The following is a 20317-nucleotide window of genomic DNA, read 5'->3' on the forward strand; positions in this document are numbered from 1 at the left end:
AAATTGAGTAACCGACACCAATAAAGGCAGGAGCGTTCAGCCTGCCGCAGCGTAAATGAGTGATTTAAACATATTAGGCGTTCCCAGGAACCGCAAGTTCTCGCCTAACCACATTGGAAATGATGATGCGATTTTTTCTTTGACAGCAAAGGAATTAGAAAAAATGGGATGCAAAGTGCGGATCAGTTTTGAGGATGATTTTTTGAATAACGAGAACATTGCCGAACAAAAGATCTTCACAATGGCCCGCCAGAAGGAAGTGGTAAAAAAATTGCAGGTTTTAGAGGAGAACGGTGCTCAGGTCATCAACTCAGCATTCGGCATAGAAAATTGCTTCCGCACCAACCTGACCAATGCATTGAACCTGAACAACATCCCGGTTGCCGAAAGCTACATTGTGCCGACGGATTATACGGGTGACGAAGTTTTTGATGCAATTACAGGAAAGGGATATTGGATCAAAAGGGGCGATTTTCACGCTATTCATAAGGAAGACGTTTCATTTGCCGCGTCGCGTGAGGAAGCCAGAGAGATTTTGCGTGAATATGCATTGCGGGACATTCCGGATGCTGTGATCAGCAAACATTTGATCGGTGACCTGGTGAAATTTTACGGCGTGCGTGGGACAGATTTTTTCTTTTGGTTTTATCCATATGACAACAACCATCATAAATATGTTGAATATCAAAACATTAACGGCAATTCAGCTTACTATCCATTCGATGCGGATCAATTGAAGGTTGTTGCAACCGAAGCGGCAGGAGCTGTTGGAGTAGATGTTTACGGTGGCGACGCCATTGTTGGTAAGGACGGCAGCTTCGGCATTATCGACTTGAATGACTGGCCCAGTTTCGCGCCATGCCGCGACCAGGCCGCAGGACACATTGCCCGGATGATTTACGAGAAATTTACAAAAAGCAATTAATGGATCCAGTTATAAAGCGCCCCGAAACGACCATTACTGAACCTGAAATTTCAGCATTCGAAAGTTCGCTGAAATCCAATGATACGGAAGAACAGATCGACATTTGGTTTTATCGGCCTATCGGATATCAAATAGCCTTGTTTTGCGCCAAAATAGGGTTACGGCCCAATCCGGTTACCATTATCAGTATTTTCTTCGGCGTGGCAGCCGGGATCTTGTTTTACTACCAGGAGCTGTGGATCAATGTGATCGGGATGTTGCTGCTGGTATTTGCCAATTCGCTGGATAGCGCGGATGGTCAGCTGGCCAGGATGACGAATGATAAAAGCCGGTTGGGAAGGATTTTGGATGGTGCTGCGGGTGATTTCTGGTTCATTGCGATTCACATTGCGATTTGCCTCAGGAGCATGAATGAGGGCTGGAGCGCCTGGATTTGGGTCCCGGGTGTGCTTGCGGGGGCGTCGCACGTGGTGCAATCCGCGATGGCAGATTATTACCGGAATGTGCATTTGTTTTTTATTAAAGGAACATCGGGAAGTGAGCTGGACAACAGCCGTGATTTGCAAAAGGAATACGACAGCCTGAGCTGGAAATCGGATTTTGGAATGAAATTCATTGCCCGGACTTATCTCAATTACACGAAGTTGCAGGAAAGCTTTTCGCCGCATTTGCAGAAGTTGCTGGGTTTGGTTCGTGAAAAATATAAAACAGGCTTGCCAAAAGATCTGGTTACCGATTTTCGGGCGCATAACAAGCCATTGATGAAGTATACAAACATTGTCCAGTTCAACACGAGGGTGCTATTCCTGTTCCTTTGGCTCTTTCTGGACCAATCGTGGATTTATTTCTTCTTCGATATGTTTGTCCTTAACCCCATTCTGATTTACATGATCGTAAACCAGGAGAAAGTGAGCCGTTATTTTTATCAAAAGATTCTGACTGGAAAAACGAATGAGTTCCAAGGCGTATAAAGCCCTTTTCATGGCCGTAGGCATCCTGTCACTGGGTTATATGATCTATGGCACGGGGCCGCTTGTGATTTGGGAAAATATAAACAGGACTGGCATCTGGTTCATCCCCGTTATCGGGAGCTGGCTGGTGATTTACGTTCTGAATGCGCTGGCATTCCGGTCGATTATCCGGGAGCCGAATTTGCCGGAAAGCAATCTTTCGTTTTGGTCTGTTTTAAAGCTGACGATCTCGGGATATGCGATCAATTACATTACGCCATTTGTGGCATTGGGCGGCGAGCCTTACCGGATTTTGGAGCTGAAACCTGCATTAGGAATTCAAAAAGCCACTTCTTCGGTGTTGCTTTACAGCTTAATGCATATGTTTTCGCACGTGATTTTCTGGCTGGTTTCCATCGTTTTGATCGTCGCCGTTGTGCCTTTGAATGATATAATGCTGGTTGGATGCGGCATATTGCTGGTTACGGGACTGGTTTTGGGATATTGGTTTATCAATGTTTATAAAAAAGGTTTTACGGTAAGCACGTTCCGTCTTTTGGAAAAAATCCCTTTTGTAAAAACCAAGGCGAGGGCATTTGCATTAAAGAATTCGGAAACATTATACGAAGTCGACGACCAGATCCGCATTTTATATGCCGAAAGGAGAAACATTTTTTACCTGTCGTTGTTTTATGAATTCACGGCAAGGGTCATTGGTTGCGCAGAGATCTTTTTCACTGCCCACGCCATTGGATTGGGCATGTCTTTGTCGGAATCACTGATCATCAGCTCGGGATCATCGCTCTTTGCCAACCTGATTTTCTTCTTCCCGATGCAGCTGGGCACTAGGGAAGGCGGGCTCGCATTAGCATTAAGCAGCGTAGGATTTGCAGCAGCGCAGGGAATTTTCATCGGCATCGTCATGCGGATCAGAGAAATAGTCTGGATCATCATTGGATTGGCATTGATGAGTAAAAAGGTGAAAGTGAAGGAGGAAGTAGCTTTGGCAGAATGACTTAGTGATCGGCTGTCGGCAATCGGCTGTCGGCAATCGGGCGCATTTGATTTAATATATTTTTATAAACTACAAAAGGCTGGAAGCTGACTGCCGAAAGCCGAAGTACACAATGATAAATGGCATTCTACTAGATTACGGCGGTACGATCGATACCAACGGCCTGCATTGGGCTAATGTTTTATGGGAAAGTTACCAGCGTAACCAGGTAAATGTGGATAGGGATGCATTCGCAGAGGCGTACAAATTCGGCGAGAGAGCCCTGGCGATCAAACCGATCATTGAACCGCATCATATATTCTATGATGTTTTGTTTCTGAAAGTTGAGCAGCAATTCAGCTTTTTGAGAGAAAAAGGATTTGAATTAAATGATGCAGCGATTGAGGCGATAGCAAGCGAGTGTAATGATTTTGCACGCACTACTGTTGAAAAAGCCGCGCCGGTTTTGGCCGGGCTGTCGCAAAAATACCCGCTTGTGATGGTTTCCAATTTTTATGGAAACATCAATCATGTTTTGAAGGATTTCGGCATTAGGGATTATTTCCAGGCTGTTGTTGAATCTGCTGTGGTTGGCGTCCGGAAGCCCAGCCCGCAAATTTATCAGCTCGGAATTGATCAACTGGCGTTGCCTCCTGCGGAATGTGTCGTGATAGGGGATTCGTATTCCAAAGACATTCAGCCAGCCAAGTCCTTAGGCTGTAAAACAATCTGGCTGAATGTGAAAGGATGGGATGAAGCCGATACGGACTTCAAAGTTTCGGATGCGGATGTTGAGATTACCGATTTTGCCCAAATAGCGGATACAATTACAATTTTGGGTTAGTTGTCAACTTTTATCGGGCACCGACACCAGCCCTGATAAAATTAAATTGAAAATAAAGATGTACGACATTTGTACCATAGGGCACATTACTTTGGATAAAGTAGTAACTGCCCAGTCTGTCAAATACATGCCCGGCGGCACGTCGTTCTACTTTTCGAAGGCGCTTCGCCAATTCGATGTGGACTACATGCTGGTGACGGCGCTGGCAGAAGAAGAAAACCATATTGTATCTGCATTAAGGGACGAAAACATCCAGGTGTTCTCGCAACCGAGTGAACATACTGTGTATTTTGAAAATATCTATAGTGCCAATCAGGACCACCGCGAGCAGAATGTGCTGCATAAAGCTGCACCGTTCACGACGGCGCAAATGCCTGACATTGAATCGCGGATATTTCATTTGGGTCCTTTGCTTTCCGATGATATTACTGTGGATCTGTTGAAATCGCTTGCCCAAAAGGGCACAGTTTCACTGGATATCCAGGGTTATTTGAGATATGTAAAAGACCAGAAAGTTTTGTATAAAGACTGGGCTGACAAAAAAGAAGCGCTTCCGCATGTTTCGATCCTCAAAGCAAATGAGTTTGAAATGGAAGTGGTGACAGGCACCAGCGACGTGCGCAAGGGCGCTGAATATCTGGCGGACCTTGGTGTAAAAGAAGTGATTATCACACTGGGCAGCAAAGGCTCACTGATCTATAAAGACAATGATTTTTTCAGGATTCCGGCTTATAAGCCAACGGCGATCGTGGATGCGACCGGCTGCGGGGATACTTATATGGCGGGTTATCTGAGTAAAAAAATACAAGGAGCTGATATCCAGGAAGCGGGTGAGTTCGGAGCGGCAATGGCCACTTTGAAAATCCAGTCATCCGGGCCGTTTTCGGGTAATGCCGCAATGGTTGAAGAAGTGCTCCAATATGGAGAATGTGATCGTGAAATGATCGCCCACGCAATTTATCAATAGTACTCAACAATAGTCATGAAAAACGCAGTTAGTATCGTGCTGGCTATTAGCCTGCTGCTGTGTTCGTATTCAGGAAGTCAATCTGCTGTCAAAAATTCAAAGGCGTCCGTTGCTGAGCCCGACGAATTTCCCGTACCAAAGAATATCCCCGGATTACTTTTCTACATTCAGCGTGATCCCAATGCGAATACAATCATTTATCATCTTAACCTGGATGAGCAGGGCCAGTTAAGTCGTAAGAATCCTGTTGACGCGTTTTGGATCAGATACACCGATGGTGGGGAAAGAAGGGATCTCAATTACCTGCAAAGAAAATTTGCTTACGGGATCAACTCCAAGCCGCTGGGAAATGCGACCTATGAACTGCGGTCGGTGGCTTACTCGAAAATGCCGCTTTATCTTCGCAAGGACAGCAAGAACGAGTATCACGTTTACGCGAACATTAATAAAAAGGAATGCATTCTGAGCCGGGTCTTCATCCGGATCGACGGGGGGACGTTCTGGTCTCCCAATGTACTATATATCGAACTTAAGGGAACTGAGACGGCTACCGGGAAGACGGTAACCCAGCGGATTAAACCAGTATGACATGGCTAAAAATTATGTCTCAAACTCAAAGGGATCTTCAAGAATGTTTAAAAATAATCTTCTTGAATCCCTTTCGAAGGTCCACTTCAGCGTACCGCTCTTCATTTTTATTCCGGTAATCGTTTATTTTTCCTGGAAATCGTTGCAGCCAGGAGGTTTGGTTTGGTATGATTTTGTTCTGACAGTTCTCGGCGGCTTGTTCGTCTGGACGTTCACAGAATATTTCATGCATAGGTTCGTGTTTCATTTTTCGCCCAAAGGAAAGTGGATGGAACGGATACACTTTATTTTTCACGGAGTGCATCACGACTATCCCAATGATTCTAAGCGACTTGTGATGCCGCCGTCAGTAAGTATTCCGTTAGCGACTGGATTTTATTTTTTATTTGCCATTTTTATGGACGAATTCCGTGTCGCTGCTTTTTTCTCAGGTTTTATGACCGGGTATTTGTTCTATGATATGAGCCATTATGCATTGCACCATGCGAACTTCAAATCTCCATTTTGGAAGAAATTGAAAAAGCATCATATGGAGCATCATTACGCTGATTCTGAAAAGGGTTATGGTGTAAGCTCAGACTTTTGGGACAGGATATTCAAGACGAAAGAAAGCAAACGGGAGAAAGCTGAACTACATCAAACCTAACCTAGTATGACAGAGACACCGCAGCCCGAACAGGACAATGTTTTCAAAGATGAAATTACCAAAGTGTCGGATTTTAAATTCGGGACAACAGTTGTAAAAGTTTTTGACGACATGGTCAGCAGATCAGTCCCGTTTTACAACGAAATGCAGCGCATGCTGGGAGAAATTGCGGCGGATCACGTCAAGGAAGGAAGTTTTGTGTACGATCTGGGATGTTCGACAGGCACAACGATGATCGAAGTGGACAAGCTTATTCCATCGGATGTCCGGTTCATAGGAATCGACGAGTCGACCGAAATGCTTGAAAAGTGTGATGTGAAATTGAAAGAAGCGGGTTTTGTCCGGCCTTACGAGCTTGTAACGGGTGATCTGCATGAGACATTGCCGATCAAGAATGCTTCCGTTGTTATTCTTTGTCTCACATTGCAATTCGTCAGGCCGCTTTACAGAGAGCGGTTACTGCGCAACATTTACGAAGGACTGAACCCTGGAGGCGTGTTGCTGCTGGTGGAAAAAGTGCTTGCCGAGAGTACGGTTTTCAATCGTGATTTTATTAAATATTATTACAATTATAAGCGCCGTAACCATTACAGCGAGATGGAAATTTCGCAAAAAAGGGAGGCCCTGGAAAATGTTCTCATACCATATAAGCTGTCTGAAAATCTGCTTTTATTGAAGGAAACGGGCTTTGGAGATTGTGAAACTTTCTTCAAATGGTATAATTTTTCAGGTCTAATCGCTTATAAAAAATGATGGTCACAATCGGCAATTTCTTTTTCAGGTTCAGAAACATATTGTTCATTTTTCTATATCTGCTTTTGTTCTTACCCTCGCCTTTGCTATTTAAGCCAGAGCATTTTGGAGAGAAATATTATTTGTTCCCAATCATTCTGGGGCTTTTAGTGACATTCTCGGGTGAGATAATCCGTGGAATTACGATCGGGCTTGCATACATTATCCGCGGCGGCCGGGATCGCAGGGTTTATGCGGAAAAGCTGGTAACGGAGGGAATTTTTAAACATTGCCGAAACCCACTTTATGTTGGAAATATCCTAATGTTGCTGGGTGTCGGGATTTTATCGAATTCTTTGGTATATGTGGGCATTGTTATGCCGTCTTTTTTGTTCATCTATCAGGCGATCGTGCTGGCAGAAGAGAACTTTCTGCGCAACAAGTTCGGCGCCGACTTTGATCAATATTGCAGGAAAGTGAACAGATGGATCATCGATTTTAAAGGCATGTCAGAGACTTTCAATGATATGCGTTTCAATTATAAACGATGGATTTTAAAGGAATACAACACGTTGTTCGTCTGGTTAGTAGGGATCACGGCTATCATATTATTCAGGTATCCCGAGCTTACACCTGACAGTGATACGCGTGTGAGGCTTTTCATAGGCATTGTCGTTTTTTTTGGTCTCGTTTATGGATATATTAAATATTTGAAAAAATCCGGCAAAATGACAGACAGCCTGGCCTAGCGTGCCTCTTTTAATGATCTTACTTGGGGAAGCTTTTCAGACTGTTGCCGATTCATGCGGAACGAATAAGTAAAAATCATAACCCCCTAAGTACAGTAAGCATTATGAAAATTGTCATTGTAGGAGGAGGTTTTGCAGGTGTAAACCTTGCGCTCGACCTCGCTAAGCATAATAAGTTCGAAGTTACGCTCGTAGATAAAAACAATTATAATTTTTTCCCGCCGCTGATCTACCAGGTCGCTACGGCATTTTTAGAGCCTTCCAGCATAAGCTATCCGTTCCGGAAACTTTTCAAGGGTAAAGGCAATCTGGCGTTCCGGCTTGGAGAGTTGCAAAGCGTGGTAACGACCGAGAACAAGATCATTCTTTCAAACGGAGAGCTGGGATACGACTATCTGGTTTTTGCAACCGGTGCCGAGACGAATTTCTTCGGCATGGAGAATGTAAAGCGCAATGCAACTCCTATGAAAACCGTGGAAGATGCCATCGGTATGCGGAACAGGCTTCTGCAGCAAATGGAGCGGGCCACCATTTCAGAAGATCCCGAAGAAGTCCGCAAGCTTTTGACCGTTGTCATAGCCGGTGGCGGACCGACCGGCGTGGAGATTTCCGGCATGTTCGCCGAGATGCGAAATGGGATTTTGAGACAAGAATATCCCGAACTGGCAGGAAAAGGAAGCGAGATCTATCTGGTTGACGGCGGTGATGCCTTGCTTTCGCCCATGAGCGAAGCTTCTCAGAAAGACACTTACGAGGCTTTGCGGAAATTAGGTGTGAAAATCAAGCTGAATACACACGTTTCCGATTTCGTGGACGACAAGGTTTGTTTCAGCGAGGGTGAATGCATTGAAGCAAAAACATTGATCTGGGCTGCAGGCGTTACGGGAAAAGTCTTTGAAGGCATTCCGCCGGAAGCCTATGGCCGCGGACGCAGAATGCTTGTGGACGCTTACAATAAATTAATTGGCTCGTACAACATTTACGCAATCGGCGATGCAAGCCTGCAGCAAACGGACCCGAATTTTCCGAACGGGCATCCGCAGGTCGCACAAGTAGCCATTCAGCAGGGAAAAACACTTGCGCAGAATTTCAGAAGATTGGCCGAACATCAGCCACTAAAACCCTTCGCGTACCATGACAAGGGTTCTATGGCGATCATTGGCAGGGCAAAAGCGGTTGTGGATATGCCATCGCCCAAGCTCCATTTCAAAGGCGTGATCGCATGGCTGGCGTGGCTGTTTATTCACCTGATCTCGCTCATTAACCATCGAAACCGGATTAAAACACTTTACAATTGGATGGTGGCTTATTTTACCAAAGATCAGTCACTTCGAATGATCATTAAGCCGTCTGTCACGGAGAAAGTCCAGGAGCCGGTTTTAAAAGAGTAATTCAAATTTAACATTGGCAATTCAACAAAAACGCGGAATTTTAAGGGCCGTCAGATAGCCAGCGCGTTTTAAAATAAAAAATAATGGAACCGACTATTATTGATGTAATCCAAGATGCACCATACGGTCTCCAGAACATCGACTCTTCCATCTCGTTCAGAAATTTTATCAGTTTTCTGGAAAAGAAAGCAGGACAGGAACAAACAGTCAAAAAAACATTTTTCTCCATGGTGCTGGACAGACTTCGGTCGAATCCGGCGTTTTCTGCCGATATTGACATTAGCAATATCGCGGATTTCAGAGAAGAATTGAGTTTGGTCTATGGCATGCTAATGCCACCCGTTACAAACGAAGATGAGGTTTTCTGGGCACTCAGCACACCTGTTAGTCCTGTCGTATTTTACGGGACATCGGGCTTTTATAAATTGATGACGGATAATTCCGGCTGCGTCCGGTGCGAAATTGCCGATAAGACGGTCGTCAATGTGAAGCAGAAAATGAAAAAGCTTTACTCGTTTATCCTCGAACGTCTGTATCATTTTCCGCCCCTGCACGAAAACGACCTCATTATTGCGCTTAATGATGACAAAACGGGTCTGAAAAGATATTATCGTGCCAATCTGGACACCCGGTTTGCCGACGTTTACGCCAAAGGAAGTCTGCCTGAGCTGGATCTCGAGGAAATTCGGAAGGAATTACAGGAATCTGATGATATTACTGTCCTCACCCGTCTGCTGCCACTTTCATTATTCCGGTTTGAAGGTTTTTCCGTTATAATGTTTACGGATGTAACGGGAGAGCATGCGGTTGATAGCATTAAGAGTGCAATCCTGGATAGAGCCTCGAACGACGCTAACACGTATTTCAGAAATGTCACCGATGCTTTGAAAATGCTTGCCTGCAGTTCGGATATTGATTTTGGCCTCCTGCCTGTGTTGCGTGTGAACAATAAGCTGGTTTTTGACCGGAGCACAGTACTTTTTAGCAAGCTGATGAGCGCGGCACTAATGGACGACCGGGCGGAGGAAATGTACTTGTCCATGGCCAATCAATATTTTCAGGCGCCTAAGGTGCTGTTAATGAGAAATCTGGCTATGGAGGATGAGAGTAAGCAGGATTTTATACGCATTCTCAAGAGTGATGGAGTAGAGTCTTATGCCTTGCTGCCGGTTTACTACGACCGCAAAGCCATAGGCGTACTTGAAGTGTATTCCAAATCACATAAAGCGATCGATGAGCGTGTGCTTGCGCGGCTGGATGCTGCACTTCCGTTTATAGGACAAATGATGAAATACTACATTGACGAATTTAATGTAGAGATAGATAATGTTATCAGGGAGAAATTTACATCTTTACAACCTGCCGTTCAATGGAGATTTCGGGAAACTGCCTGGCATTATCTGCGTGACAAATCGCCCAAACTGCCTTCTCCCCCTGTTGAGACCATCCAATTCCGCAATGTGTATCCGCTGTATGGAGCCATTGATATCCGGAATTCCACAGTAGAGAGAAATGCTGCGCTGAGAGACGATTTGCACCTACAATTTGACTTATTGATAAAAACCTTTACAATTTTAAAGCAGAAACTGGGATTCGGGCTGGCCGATGAAATGATCTATAAATGCAAAAAATGGATCGAAGAAATAGACAATGACACTACGGACAGCGACGAAATGCGCGTGCGCGATTTTCTCGAATATGAAGCGCACCCTTTTTTAATCCATTTCAAGGAAGCAAGGGCTTTTCAGGCTGTGTCGGAAACTTCCGGTGACGAGAATGAGGAACTGGTCGACGTGATTGACAGCTATTTTGAAATAACAGACGAACAAACCGGTGCTGCCTACTCAAACCGGCGCGCGCTGGAAGCTTCCATGCAGAAAGTCAATTCTTCCGTGAATTTGTATCTGGACCTGTTCAGGAAAGAAATACAGCAATCCTATCCCTGTTATTTCGAAAAATTCAGGACGGATGGAATCGAATACGACATTTATATCGGACAGTCCATTGAGCCGGAGAAAAAGTTCAGTGAATTGTATCTCAAAAATATACGTTTGTGGCAATTAACCTCCATGGCAGCTATCGCGAAAATCACCAATTCGCTCATTTCACAAATGGAGAAGCCTTTGCAAACCACGCAGTTAATCTTTATTCACTCTACCAGCATTGACATCAGTTTTCGTGACGATGAACGCAGGTTTGACGTAGAAGGCGCTTATAACATTCGCTATCAGGTTATTAAAAAGCGCATTGATAAAGTACATATTAAAGGGACTGGCGAACGGCTTACCCAACCCGGAAAGATAGCACTCGTTTATTTTAATAGTAAATCTGCCGAAGAATATGTAGGTTATATCCGGTATTTACAGGAAAAAAAGACTTTAAATGATGACCTCGAATTCCTTGATCTGGAAGAATTGCAGGGCGTCACCGGATTGAAGGCACTCAGGATCGGGGTGAACCTCGAATCCGACTGGGACTGATACAATGTTTGTTTGCGCTATTTTAAAATTACTATTTTATGAATTACAACCATCGGCTCGATAAGGTAAGGCACCATGTCCATCATTTTTTTGGTACAAAAGCACTGGCGCAGCTCAGTTACCATAATCTGGTGCATACCGAAGCCGTTGTGTCCAATGCCGTTCAAATTGCCAATCATTACCGGTTGGAAGACAGAGAAACCTTTATTGTGGTTACTGCCGCCTGGTTTCACGACACAGGTTACAGCACCGGCGAAGCAGCCGGTCACGAACAAAGAGGAGCCGTCCTTGCTGCCGAATTTCTGCGATCAGAAGAAATAGAAGACAGTGTTATAAAGGAAGTGGAAGGTTGTATCCTGGCAACAATATGGCCGCAAAACCCGCAAAGTTTCCTTCAGCAGATCGTATGCGACGCCGATCTTTTCCACTTTGGCACGCCCGAGTTTTCCGATTGGAACAAGCTTGTGCGCAAGGAAGCGGAGCAGCGCGCAGGAAAAAAAATAGACAAGGCGCAATGGCGTAAAAGCACCATCGCTCTACTCGAATCGCACATATTTCAGACCGATTACTGCCGAGACCTGCTTGACAAGCAAAAGCAAAAAAATATTGAGAAATTAAAACAAAAAGAGCTGGAAAGTTCGGGCATACCGGAGGAGATTGTCAGCATAACCCAAACACCTGTTGTGGAGCCCGCCGAGCAACCGTTTACACCTGCAACGGCGCCGGAAATCATGGATATCAGAAAAATCAAGAACGACCGGCCCGACAAAGGGATCGAAACCATGTTCAGGATCAGTTCCAATAACCATCAGAGGCTAAGCGATATGGCTGATAACAAGGCACATATCATGATTACAACCACTTCCATTATTATTTCGGTTTTGCTGAGTATCCTAATCCGCAAGCTGGAAGACAACACCTATCTGATCATCCCAACCATGCTGCTGCTCACTGTTTGTATGGTTACGATGGTCTTTTCGATTCTCGCTACACGCCCTACCATTCCGCATGGCACATTCACCCAGGAGGATATTGACACTAAAAATGTGAACCTGCTTTTCTTCGGGAATTTTTACCGGATGTCTTATAACGATTATTCCAATGGCATGCAGCGCATGATGAACGACCGTGAATTCCTATATGGCAGTTTGACCAAAGATGTTTATTCTCAGGGCGTTGTACTGGGCAGGAAATACAGGTTATTGCGTATCGCCTACAATGTTTTCATGTTCGGTATAGTCGTATCCGTGATTGCTTTTGTGTTTGCTTCCGCACTTTTTGAACATTGATTAACGATGGAAGAGTACCGCTATTTCAACCGTGATATCAGCTGGCTTTCCTTTAACGGTCGTGTTTTAGAAGAGGCTGCCAATAATGCTGTGCCGCTCATGGAGCGCATTCGTTTCCTTTCGATTTATTCTTCAAACCTGGATGAATTTTACCGGGTCAGGATGCCTTATTTGCAAAAAAAGGAGATACAGGACGGAGGTGAAGATGCTTATAGCAAAGCTGGGGCCATCATTGACAAGCAACAAGATGAGTTTGGAAGGATTTTAAGAGATTCCATCATTCCGTCACTGAGCAACCTCGGCGTACATTTTTGTTATAAAAATGGGATTCCGGAAGACATTGCAAGCATTGCCAACGACTATTTCTTTGCACAAGTTGCGGGTTTTTTACAGCCCGTTATTATAAAGAAAAACACATCGTTTTTTCCCGAAAACAACCAGTTATACCTGGTTGTGATTTTGGAATTTTCGTCAGGCAAAGAGCGCGTTGCACTTGTCAACATTCCGGTCGGTAACCTCAGCCGTTTTTTGAAGGTCACGAGCGGGAAGAAGGATTATATCGTTTTCCTCGAAGACATTATCAAGCGCAACCTGAAAAGTCTTTTTCCGGCAGCAGTCGGGATTCAGGCTTTCAACATCAAGGTAACGAGGGATGCCGAACTTGATATGATGGACGAAGATGGAGACGATATTGCCGAAAAATTTGAAAAACAGTTAACAAAGCGTGATTTTGGCTTTGCTACGCGGCTGTTATTTGAACCAGGTTTGCCATTGCGGCATTTACAGCACATCGTCTCCTTTTTCGATTTAAAAAGTGCTTCTGTAGTGCAGGGAGGGCGATATCATAACCTCAAAGACCTGGCCTCACTGCCGGTAACTCCACCGGCAGACACCTATCCCAAATGGCCGGCCGTGGAAGGAATAGAAGGCGTGGACGAAAATCATACGTTATTTGATTCGCTTACCGTTCGCGATCTGATGGTGCACGCGCCCTACCAAAGTTATGACACGATTTTACGTTTTTTCAATGAGGCTGCGATAAACCCGCTTGTAGAGGAGATTTATACCACTATGTATCGGGTCGCTCATGATTCTAAAATCGCGTTTGCCCTGATCAGCGCGGCAAAGAATGGAAAAAAAGTGACCGTTCTGGTGGAATTGAAAGCACGTTTTGATGAAGCCAACAACATTCGCTGGGCCAAGAAAATGAAGTCGGCCGGCGTGAAAATCGTACATAGCGTGAATGCGCTGAAAGTGCACGCAAAGCTTGCCCTGGTCAAACGAAGGCATGCAGAGCATCCGTATCTCGGGTTGTTCGCTACGGGTAACCTGAATGAGGGAACAGCGCGTTTTTATACGGACCATATCCTGCTTACCGCCCATCAGCCGATGCTTATGGAAGCGGAAACGCTTTTCCGGTTTTTAAGTAAAAAGAAAAAGCCGGACAGCTCGGATATCATTGCATTCAAACATCTGCTGGTCGCTCAATTTAACTTGCAGGCGAAGTTCCTGCAACTGATCGACCGGGAGATCGAGCATGCGAGAAATGGCCGGACAGCCGGGATTACAATCAAATTGAATAACCTTGAAGAAGAAGTTCTTGTTAACAAACTTTACGAGGCCTCTCAGGCAGGCATCCCGGTCCGATTGATCGTTCGGAGCGTTTGCCGTATCGTGCCGGGTTTGCAAGGACAGAGTGAAAATATTGTTGTCAAGCGGATAGTTGATCGATTTCTGGAACATGGCCGCGTATTTATTTTCCATAACAATGGCAACCCTGAGATCTTCATGGGCTCCGCCGATTGGATGAACCGGAACATTTACCGGCGCATCGAAGTCTGTTTCCCTGTTTACAGCGAAAAACTAAAAGCTGAACTGACAGAGATGATCGAACTGCAATGGCAGGACACAGAACAGGCTGTTATGATCGACAGCGAATTAAACAATGTTTCCCTGAAAGGAACGGGTAGCGGAATCCGTTCTCAGGAAGCAATTTACAGGCTTTTGTCGGGAGGCGTTGCCGAACTAAAATTGATTTGAACAAAGAAATGGCTACATTTTTACAACAGATTGGCTTGCTCGCCATGCTTAGCTTTTCGCTCGGCGGATGCGATTCTACCAAAAAAGAGCAAGTGGTTTATAAAGATTACGATCTGGAAAAGCCGGACAAATTCAATATGCCCGAAAGTCTTTTCGAGATTTCAGGCATCGCGCTGAACCAGGGCAACCCCGACACGATCTACGCGGTTCAGGATGAAGATGGCCGTCTTTATCGCCTGGGTTGGGACCATCCTAAGCAGTTTAATGCTAAATTTTCCAAAAAGGGCGACTATGAGGATGTAACCATTCTGAAAAACAATGTTTTTATCCTCAAAAGCAATGGTCTGATCTATAACTTTCCATTGTCCGAAGCGGTTTTTCAAGAAGTTGAGCAGATCAGGGAATACAAGAAAATTTTGCCAAAAGGAGAATACGAAGGTATGTTCGGCGATGAAGTTACGGGTAAGATCTACATACTTTGTAAAAATTGCGAGCAGGATAAATCCAAGAATAGCGTAACCGGCTACGTTTTGGAGCCGGATAAGGATTCTACCCAGGTTTCCGGTACATTTTCTATTAATGTGGATGAGATTAAAGCCATTACAGGCAAAGTTGAAAGAGGTTTCAGGCCTTCGGGGCTAGCCAAAAATCCGCTGACAAACGATTGGTATATAATTTCTGCTGTAAATAAGCTTATGATCGTCACCGACAGTCAATGGAAGGTAAAAGAGGCTTACAAGCTCAATGGGAACATGTTTATCCAGCCGGAGGGCATTGTTTTCGACAAGCAGGGGAATCTTTACATTTCCAATGAGGGCGATGACCTCTTTTCGGGCAATATTTTGAAATTTAAAAAGATCAGCCGATGAGGAGTGCATTGCGGATTCTGACCTTCGCAGGTTTGCTAATCGGCGCGTTTTCGTGCGCGAGCTACAAAACACAATTTTCCCGGGAAGGCGCAACCTGGGAGCGGGATGCACCTGCATCTGATCTCGTTTTGAAGCACACCATGTATCTGATCGGCGATGCCGGAAACGATTCGCCGGAAAGCCGGGCACCGGTTTTGAAATATCTCAAAATAAAGCTGGAAACAGAGCCTGCCAGCAGTTCTGCATTATTTTTGGGCGACAATATCTATGAATACGGCATGCCGCCCGCGGAAGATTCCGCAGACCGTAAAACGGCCGAATTCAGAATCATTTCCCAGCTCGAAACGCTGGATAAGTTTAAAGGGACACCGATTTTTGTTCCTGGAAATCACGATTGGCGTGGCTGGGGCGTAAAAGGTCTAAAACGCCAGGAAAAGTTTGTGGATAAATATATCAATGAAAAGCGCGGCATCAAGGACAAAGACGATTACGAGCATTATTTCCTGCCGCTCGACGGCTGCTCCGGTCCGGAAGTGATAGAACTAAATGATAATGTGGTCGTTATCGTTGTGGATTCGCAGTGGTGGCTCACGGATTGGGATAAGGATTCCAAGATCAATGACGGTTGCGAGATCAAAAACCGGGAGCAGTTCCGATTTGTGTTTGAAAATGTGGTCAGAAAATACCGCAATAAAAATGTGGTCTTTGCCATGCATCACCCACCTTACACATACGGACCGCACGGGGGACGATCCACCATTAAGCAGCACATTTTCCCGCTTACCGAGCTCAATCCCGATCTCTGGATTCCTCTGCCTGGGTTAGGGACGATCGGCGCACTGTTTCGCGCTACAATTGGGTCCAGACAAGACGTTGCTAACAAGCATTACAAAGATTTGCGTACAGCTGTAATGGCGGGTGCGAAGAAGAATGGCAAATTCATCTTCGCGAGCGGGCACGAACATGCATTGCAGTTTATTGAAACCGATGGTCAGGAGTTTATTGTCAGTGGTAGCGGGAGCAAAAATAGCCCCGTAAGCCTTGGTAAGGGCTCCCAATTTGCCTCATCCAGGCTGGGTTATTCCACAATCAGCTTTTATGAAGGCGGGGAAACATGGACCAATTTCTGGGAAGTGAGCCAAGACGGAAAAAATGCGAAACTGGTTTTCAGAAAAAAAATCAAGGACAAACAGGCCATTGAATTACCCGACCCGGCCGTCGCGTTTACAGAATATAACCAGCATAATGATTCCACTAGCCGGTTTGTGACCAGTAATGAAGTAAAACCCGTCGGTGGATTTCACAAATTTCTGCTGGGGCAGCATAACCGCGATTTGTATGTGCATAAATACCCGTTTCCGGTTCTGGACCTTGCGCAATATAAGGGCGGCTTGACACCTGTGAAGCAAGGCGGTGGAAATCAAACCAACTCTTTGCGCCTGCGCGATAGCGAGGGGAAAGAATACGCCTTACGCGGCTTGACGAAAGATGTGAGCCGTTTCTTGCCATTTCCTTTTAACCAAATGATTGCTGCGAAATATTTGGTGGAGGACAACTTCCTGTCAACCAATCCATTTGCGCCGCTTTGCATGCCCATACTAGCGGATGCGGTGAAGGTTTACCATACAAACCCAAAACTATATTATGTTCCTGCGCAGCCCGGTTTGGCCACATATAATGCGCTTTTCGGTGGCACGATGAATTTGCTGGAAGAGCGGCCTGACGGGAAAAGATGGAAACAGGCAGCGTTTTTCGGAAATCCGGATAAGATCGTCAGCACGCCCGAACTGGTGGAAAGTATGCTTGAAAATGGTAAAAACAAAGTGGATGAATCGTGGGCGGTCCGGACAAGGCTTTTCGACTTTGTGGTGGGCGACTGGGACCGGCATGATGACCAATGGGCATGGTCCTCGGTAAAGCAAAAGGACGGCACAACGTTGTACAGACCTATCCCGAGAGACCGAGACCAGGCGTTTTCCATGTATGATGGGATGCTTACAGGTGTTGCCAGGCTAACATTGCCATTCCTTCGTCAGCTGCAAAGTTTTAGTCCCGAGATCCAGAGCATGAAATGGACTACATGGAGTGCCCGGCTTTTTGACAGGACATTCCTTACGCAGCTTACCTGGGAACAGTGGGAGGAGCAGGCAAAATTTATCCAGCAAAACCTTACCGACGACGTCATTAATAACGCTTTTGCCGCCTGGCCTGACGAAGCCAGGAAAATATCCTCACCCGCATTGATCCGGAATATGAAAATCCGGCGCGATAACCTCCTCACAATCGCCAGAACGCATTATGAGTTTGTGAGTGAAAATGTGAATGTAATCGGAACAGAGGAAGAGGAGCGCGTTGTAGTGGAAAGGCTGGACGATGAGCGCACAAAGATTTCGGTATATGAAAAAGGGAAGGATGGCCGTATCAAGCATTTGAACTATGAACGGATTTTTGATTCGGATATCACCAAAGCGATCCATGTGTATGGCAATGGGGATGACGATGAATTTATTGTAAAAGGAGATGTCGGAAAAGGCATTAAGGTGCGGCTGATAGGCGGGCTGGGGACAGATGTTTTTGCAGACAGTACGCATGCAGGTGCGGGAAAAAAGAAAACCTTCATATACGACGATCTAAGGAAGAACACGGTCGTTACGGGCCCGGATACGAAGGACAAGCGGACGAATCTCTACCGCTATAATGTTTATGATCGCAGAAGCGCCGACAGCAATTACGACATTGCCATTCCCGCACCGATCCTGGGCGTAAACCCCGACGATGGTTTGCTGCTGGGTGCGAATGCGACATGGATGCGATATGGATTTAAAAAGGAGCCCTATGCCTCATCACATGCTTTCGGGGCAAGCTATGCCTTTGCAACACACGGATTTAAAGTCAATTACACGGGGGATTTTATCAATGCATTCCGGAAATTTGACTTTTATCTGGACACCTATTATCACGGCCCTACCTACTCCTTTAATTATGCGGGACTAGGGAATGATACGGAAAGGCCGGTTGACGACCCTGATTATTACCGTGTGAGGCAAAGCTTTTTTCACATCTACCCTGCATTAAAAAAGCGTTTTGCGGGAACAGCCGGTTTTATTACGCTAGGTCCCTTTTTCGAATTGTCGGATGTCCAGCCTACAAGCGGGCGTTTCATTACCAGTGCCGAGAACGGACTCTCTGACGATGTTTTTCATACGAAAATGTTTGCCGGGAGTAAATTGCTGTTTGATTTCAACAGTGTAGACAACATTTTCTCGCCTCACACCGGAATTCGTTTTAATGCCGGCTTTAAGTGGACAACCAACTTGGACAATCGGAATAATTTCGGATCATTCAACGCCAGATTTGCCTACTATACCAGCCTGGACTCGAGGGAAAACATTATCCTGGCTACGCAGGTTGGCACAGGATTGATTTTTGGTGACAGTTATGAATTTTTCCAAATGCCTACCTTGGGCGGCAAGCAGGGACTGCGCGGATATCGCACTGAGCGGTTTTACGGAAATAGCAGTTTTTGGCATGATACCGATCTGAGGATCAGATTGGGGAGCAGTTACAACCCGACATTACCGCTTACCTACGGCGTATTCGGGAGCTTCGACCACGGCCGTGTGTGGCTGGAAGATGATGAATCCAAAGCGTGGCATTACAGTTACGGAGGCGGCGTCTGGTTTGCTCCGGTTGACATCCTTACATTAGCGGTAGGAGCATTTATTCCCAAAGAGAAGAAAGAAGAAAAGCCCCGTATCGCATTTCAGATCGGTTTTTGGTTCTAATACAGGTTTACGAGATATTTCCCGGGTCAAACAGGGGATCATTATCGACTGCGGGCTTTGCAGAGAATTCATTGACATCAATGGCTCCGCAATCTTCCAGGATTGTCGTTGCATTCAATAATTCCGGGTTGTTAACCACGTGAACGGTGACGATAGAACCCTGACTGCCGTCCTGTGCAGGCTGCTCCGTTGTAGCGGTTTGCTGGCCATCCGTGCTGCGGTCTTCTTCTACGTCCACATTGTAGGTTACATCTATCTGGCTTATATCAAATCCACTCGAAAGAAGGGCGTGCCTGGCTTTTTGAGCCTCCGCATTGGTTTCGAAAATGGCTATTACGGATTGTGACATGGGTTTCTCTGATTAATGTTGAATCTTTATTGAATCGAATCCCTTATGGACTTCGCTGTTTCCAGATGCGCCCGCAGTCCGGACAACTTGTCCGAAGCAAACGTTTTCAGGTCGGGATTGCCACCGGTCGCTGCCTGGATTTCATATAAATTTACAATTTCTTCATGTGTGCTGACCATCATTTTAATATAAGTTGTGTCAAACGCCATTCCCGTAAGTCCGGACAATGTATCCAGTTGTTGCTGCCTTGCATCAGGCAGGGTGGTAGCGAGGTCGACATTAGCATTATTAGCAAGCTTCATTAATTCCTGATTGATCTCCGTATGCTTATCGAGTAATTGTTTGCCAAATCCTTTGATAACACTTGTGGTTCCTTTGGATGACGCAACCTGGCCTGCATTCACTTCGAACAAGCCCGCATCCGAAGCGGAAAGTATGAATTGTTTATCCATTTCTGCCGGAACGTCTGTGCTTGCTGTGTCATCATTGCATGCAATGCCGGCAAACATCATGGCCGCGGCAAAAAAATATTCTCTAATATGCTTCATACCTTATGTTTTCTTTTCGAACCCTTTGGTGACTTAGAACAGGCCGTTAATAATTGTGCCAGGAAGCGCGATTTTGTACACACATTTTATTTCAAAACTTTTGGTAATAGTAGTTCTACATTTAGAAAAAATTAATTTAGATTGCTGGTTTTATCAGGATTTATTGGACCT

General features: G+C 45.4%; 17 protein-coding genes. 15 read left to right on the forward strand and 2 right to left on the reverse strand.

Annotated features, from left to right (window positions below):
• Positions 1–55 precede the first annotated feature (55 nt).
• The 15 genes from MUK70_RS30270 (at position 56) to MUK70_RS30340 (ending at position 19249) form a co-directional block, all read left to right on the forward strand.
• Positions 56–925, forward strand: coding sequence for a hypothetical protein (locus MUK70_RS30270; RefSeq protein WP_234656563.1), 870 nt, complete (start codon positions 56–58; stop codon positions 923–925).
• Positions 925–1896: a CDP-alcohol phosphatidyltransferase family protein gene (locus MUK70_RS30275; protein WP_234656564.1), complete on the forward strand. Its 972-nt coding sequence runs from the start codon at positions 925–927 to the stop codon at positions 1894–1896. Before MUK70_RS30270 ends, MUK70_RS30275 begins: the two co-directional genes overlap by 1 nt.
• A complete protein-coding gene (locus tag MUK70_RS30280) occupies positions 1877–2890 on the forward strand; it encodes a lysylphosphatidylglycerol synthase transmembrane domain-containing protein (RefSeq protein WP_234656565.1) in 1014 nt (337 codons plus the stop codon). The genes MUK70_RS30275 and MUK70_RS30280 overlap by 20 nt, the downstream gene beginning before the upstream one ends.
• Positions 2891–3002: 112 nt before the next feature.
• Positions 3003–3713 (forward strand): HAD family hydrolase, encoded by a 711-nt coding sequence (locus MUK70_RS30285; RefSeq protein ID WP_234656566.1) that lies wholly within the window; start codon positions 3003–3005, stop codon positions 3711–3713.
• A 58-nt stretch (positions 3714–3771) separates the two neighbouring features.
• Positions 3772–4680, forward strand: coding sequence for a PfkB family carbohydrate kinase (locus MUK70_RS30290; protein WP_234656567.1), 909 nt, complete (start codon positions 3772–3774; stop codon positions 4678–4680).
• A gap of 15 nt (positions 4681–4695) precedes the next feature.
• Complete coding sequence (locus tag MUK70_RS30295; protein WP_234656568.1) at positions 4696–5268, forward strand: DUF4833 domain-containing protein; 573 nt, start codon at positions 4696–4698, stop codon at positions 5266–5268.
• 1 nt (position 5269) lies between these two features.
• Complete coding sequence (locus MUK70_RS30300; RefSeq protein WP_234656569.1) at positions 5270–5914, forward strand: sterol desaturase family protein; 645 nt, start codon at positions 5270–5272, stop codon at positions 5912–5914.
• A gap of 6 nt (positions 5915–5920) precedes the next feature.
• Positions 5921–6667: a carboxy-S-adenosyl-L-methionine synthase CmoA gene (gene cmoA / locus MUK70_RS30305; RefSeq protein ID WP_234607016.1), complete on the forward strand. Its 747-nt coding sequence runs from the start codon at positions 5921–5923 to the stop codon at positions 6665–6667.
• Positions 6664–7395, forward strand: a complete 732-nt coding sequence (locus tag MUK70_RS30310) for a methyltransferase family protein (protein ID WP_234656570.1) — start codon at positions 6664–6666, stop codon at positions 7393–7395. The genes cmoA and MUK70_RS30310 overlap by 4 nt, the downstream gene beginning before the upstream one ends.
• Positions 7396–7499: 104 nt before the next feature.
• Entirely contained in the window at positions 7500–8786 is a 1287-nt protein-coding gene (locus tag MUK70_RS30315) for an NAD(P)/FAD-dependent oxidoreductase (RefSeq protein WP_234656571.1), read from the forward strand.
• A gap of 83 nt (positions 8787–8869) precedes the next feature.
• The gene (locus MUK70_RS30320) at positions 8870–11266 is read left to right on the forward strand and encodes a GAF domain-containing protein (RefSeq protein ID WP_234656572.1); all 2397 of its coding nucleotides are present in this window, start codon (positions 8870–8872) and stop codon (positions 11264–11266) included.
• A gap of 38 nt (positions 11267–11304) precedes the next feature.
• The gene (locus tag MUK70_RS30325) at positions 11305–12555 is read left to right on the forward strand and encodes a Pycsar system effector family protein (RefSeq protein ID WP_234656573.1); all 1251 of its coding nucleotides are present in this window, start codon (positions 11305–11307) and stop codon (positions 12553–12555) included.
• 6 nt (positions 12556–12561) lie between these two features.
• Positions 12562–14595 (forward strand): polyphosphate kinase 1, encoded by a 2034-nt coding sequence (gene ppk1 / locus MUK70_RS30330; RefSeq protein ID WP_234656574.1) that lies wholly within the window; start codon positions 12562–12564, stop codon positions 14593–14595.
• A gap of 8 nt (positions 14596–14603) precedes the next feature.
• The gene (locus MUK70_RS30335; protein ID WP_234656575.1) at positions 14604–15464 is read left to right on the forward strand and encodes an SdiA-regulated domain-containing protein; all 861 of its coding nucleotides are present in this window, start codon (positions 14604–14606) and stop codon (positions 15462–15464) included.
• Positions 15461–19249, forward strand: a complete 3789-nt coding sequence (locus MUK70_RS30340; RefSeq protein WP_234656576.1) for a metallophosphoesterase — start codon at positions 15461–15463, stop codon at positions 19247–19249. Before MUK70_RS30335 ends, MUK70_RS30340 begins: the two co-directional genes overlap by 4 nt.
• 7 nt (positions 19250–19256) lie before the next feature.
• Here MUK70_RS30340 and MUK70_RS30345 read toward each other — a convergent pair whose 3' ends face one another.
• Together MUK70_RS30345 and MUK70_RS30350 are read right to left on the reverse strand one after the other, a co-directional pair.
• The gene (locus MUK70_RS30345; protein ID WP_234656577.1) at positions 19257–19598 is read right to left on the reverse strand and encodes a hypothetical protein; all 342 of its coding nucleotides are present in this window, start codon (positions 19596–19598) and stop codon (positions 19257–19259) included.
• 26 nt (positions 19599–19624) lie between these two features.
• Positions 19625–20146 carry a DUF4142 domain-containing protein gene (locus MUK70_RS30350; RefSeq protein ID WP_234656578.1) on the reverse strand — a complete coding sequence of 174 codons (522 nt, stop codon included), beginning with the start codon at positions 20144–20146 and terminating at the stop codon, positions 19625–19627.
• Positions 20147–20317: the final 171 nt, after the last annotated feature.

This window comes from Dyadobacter chenwenxiniae, assembly GCF_022869785.1.
Taxonomy (GTDB): Bacteria; Bacteroidota; Bacteroidia; order Cytophagales; family Spirosomataceae; genus Dyadobacter; species Dyadobacter chenwenxiniae.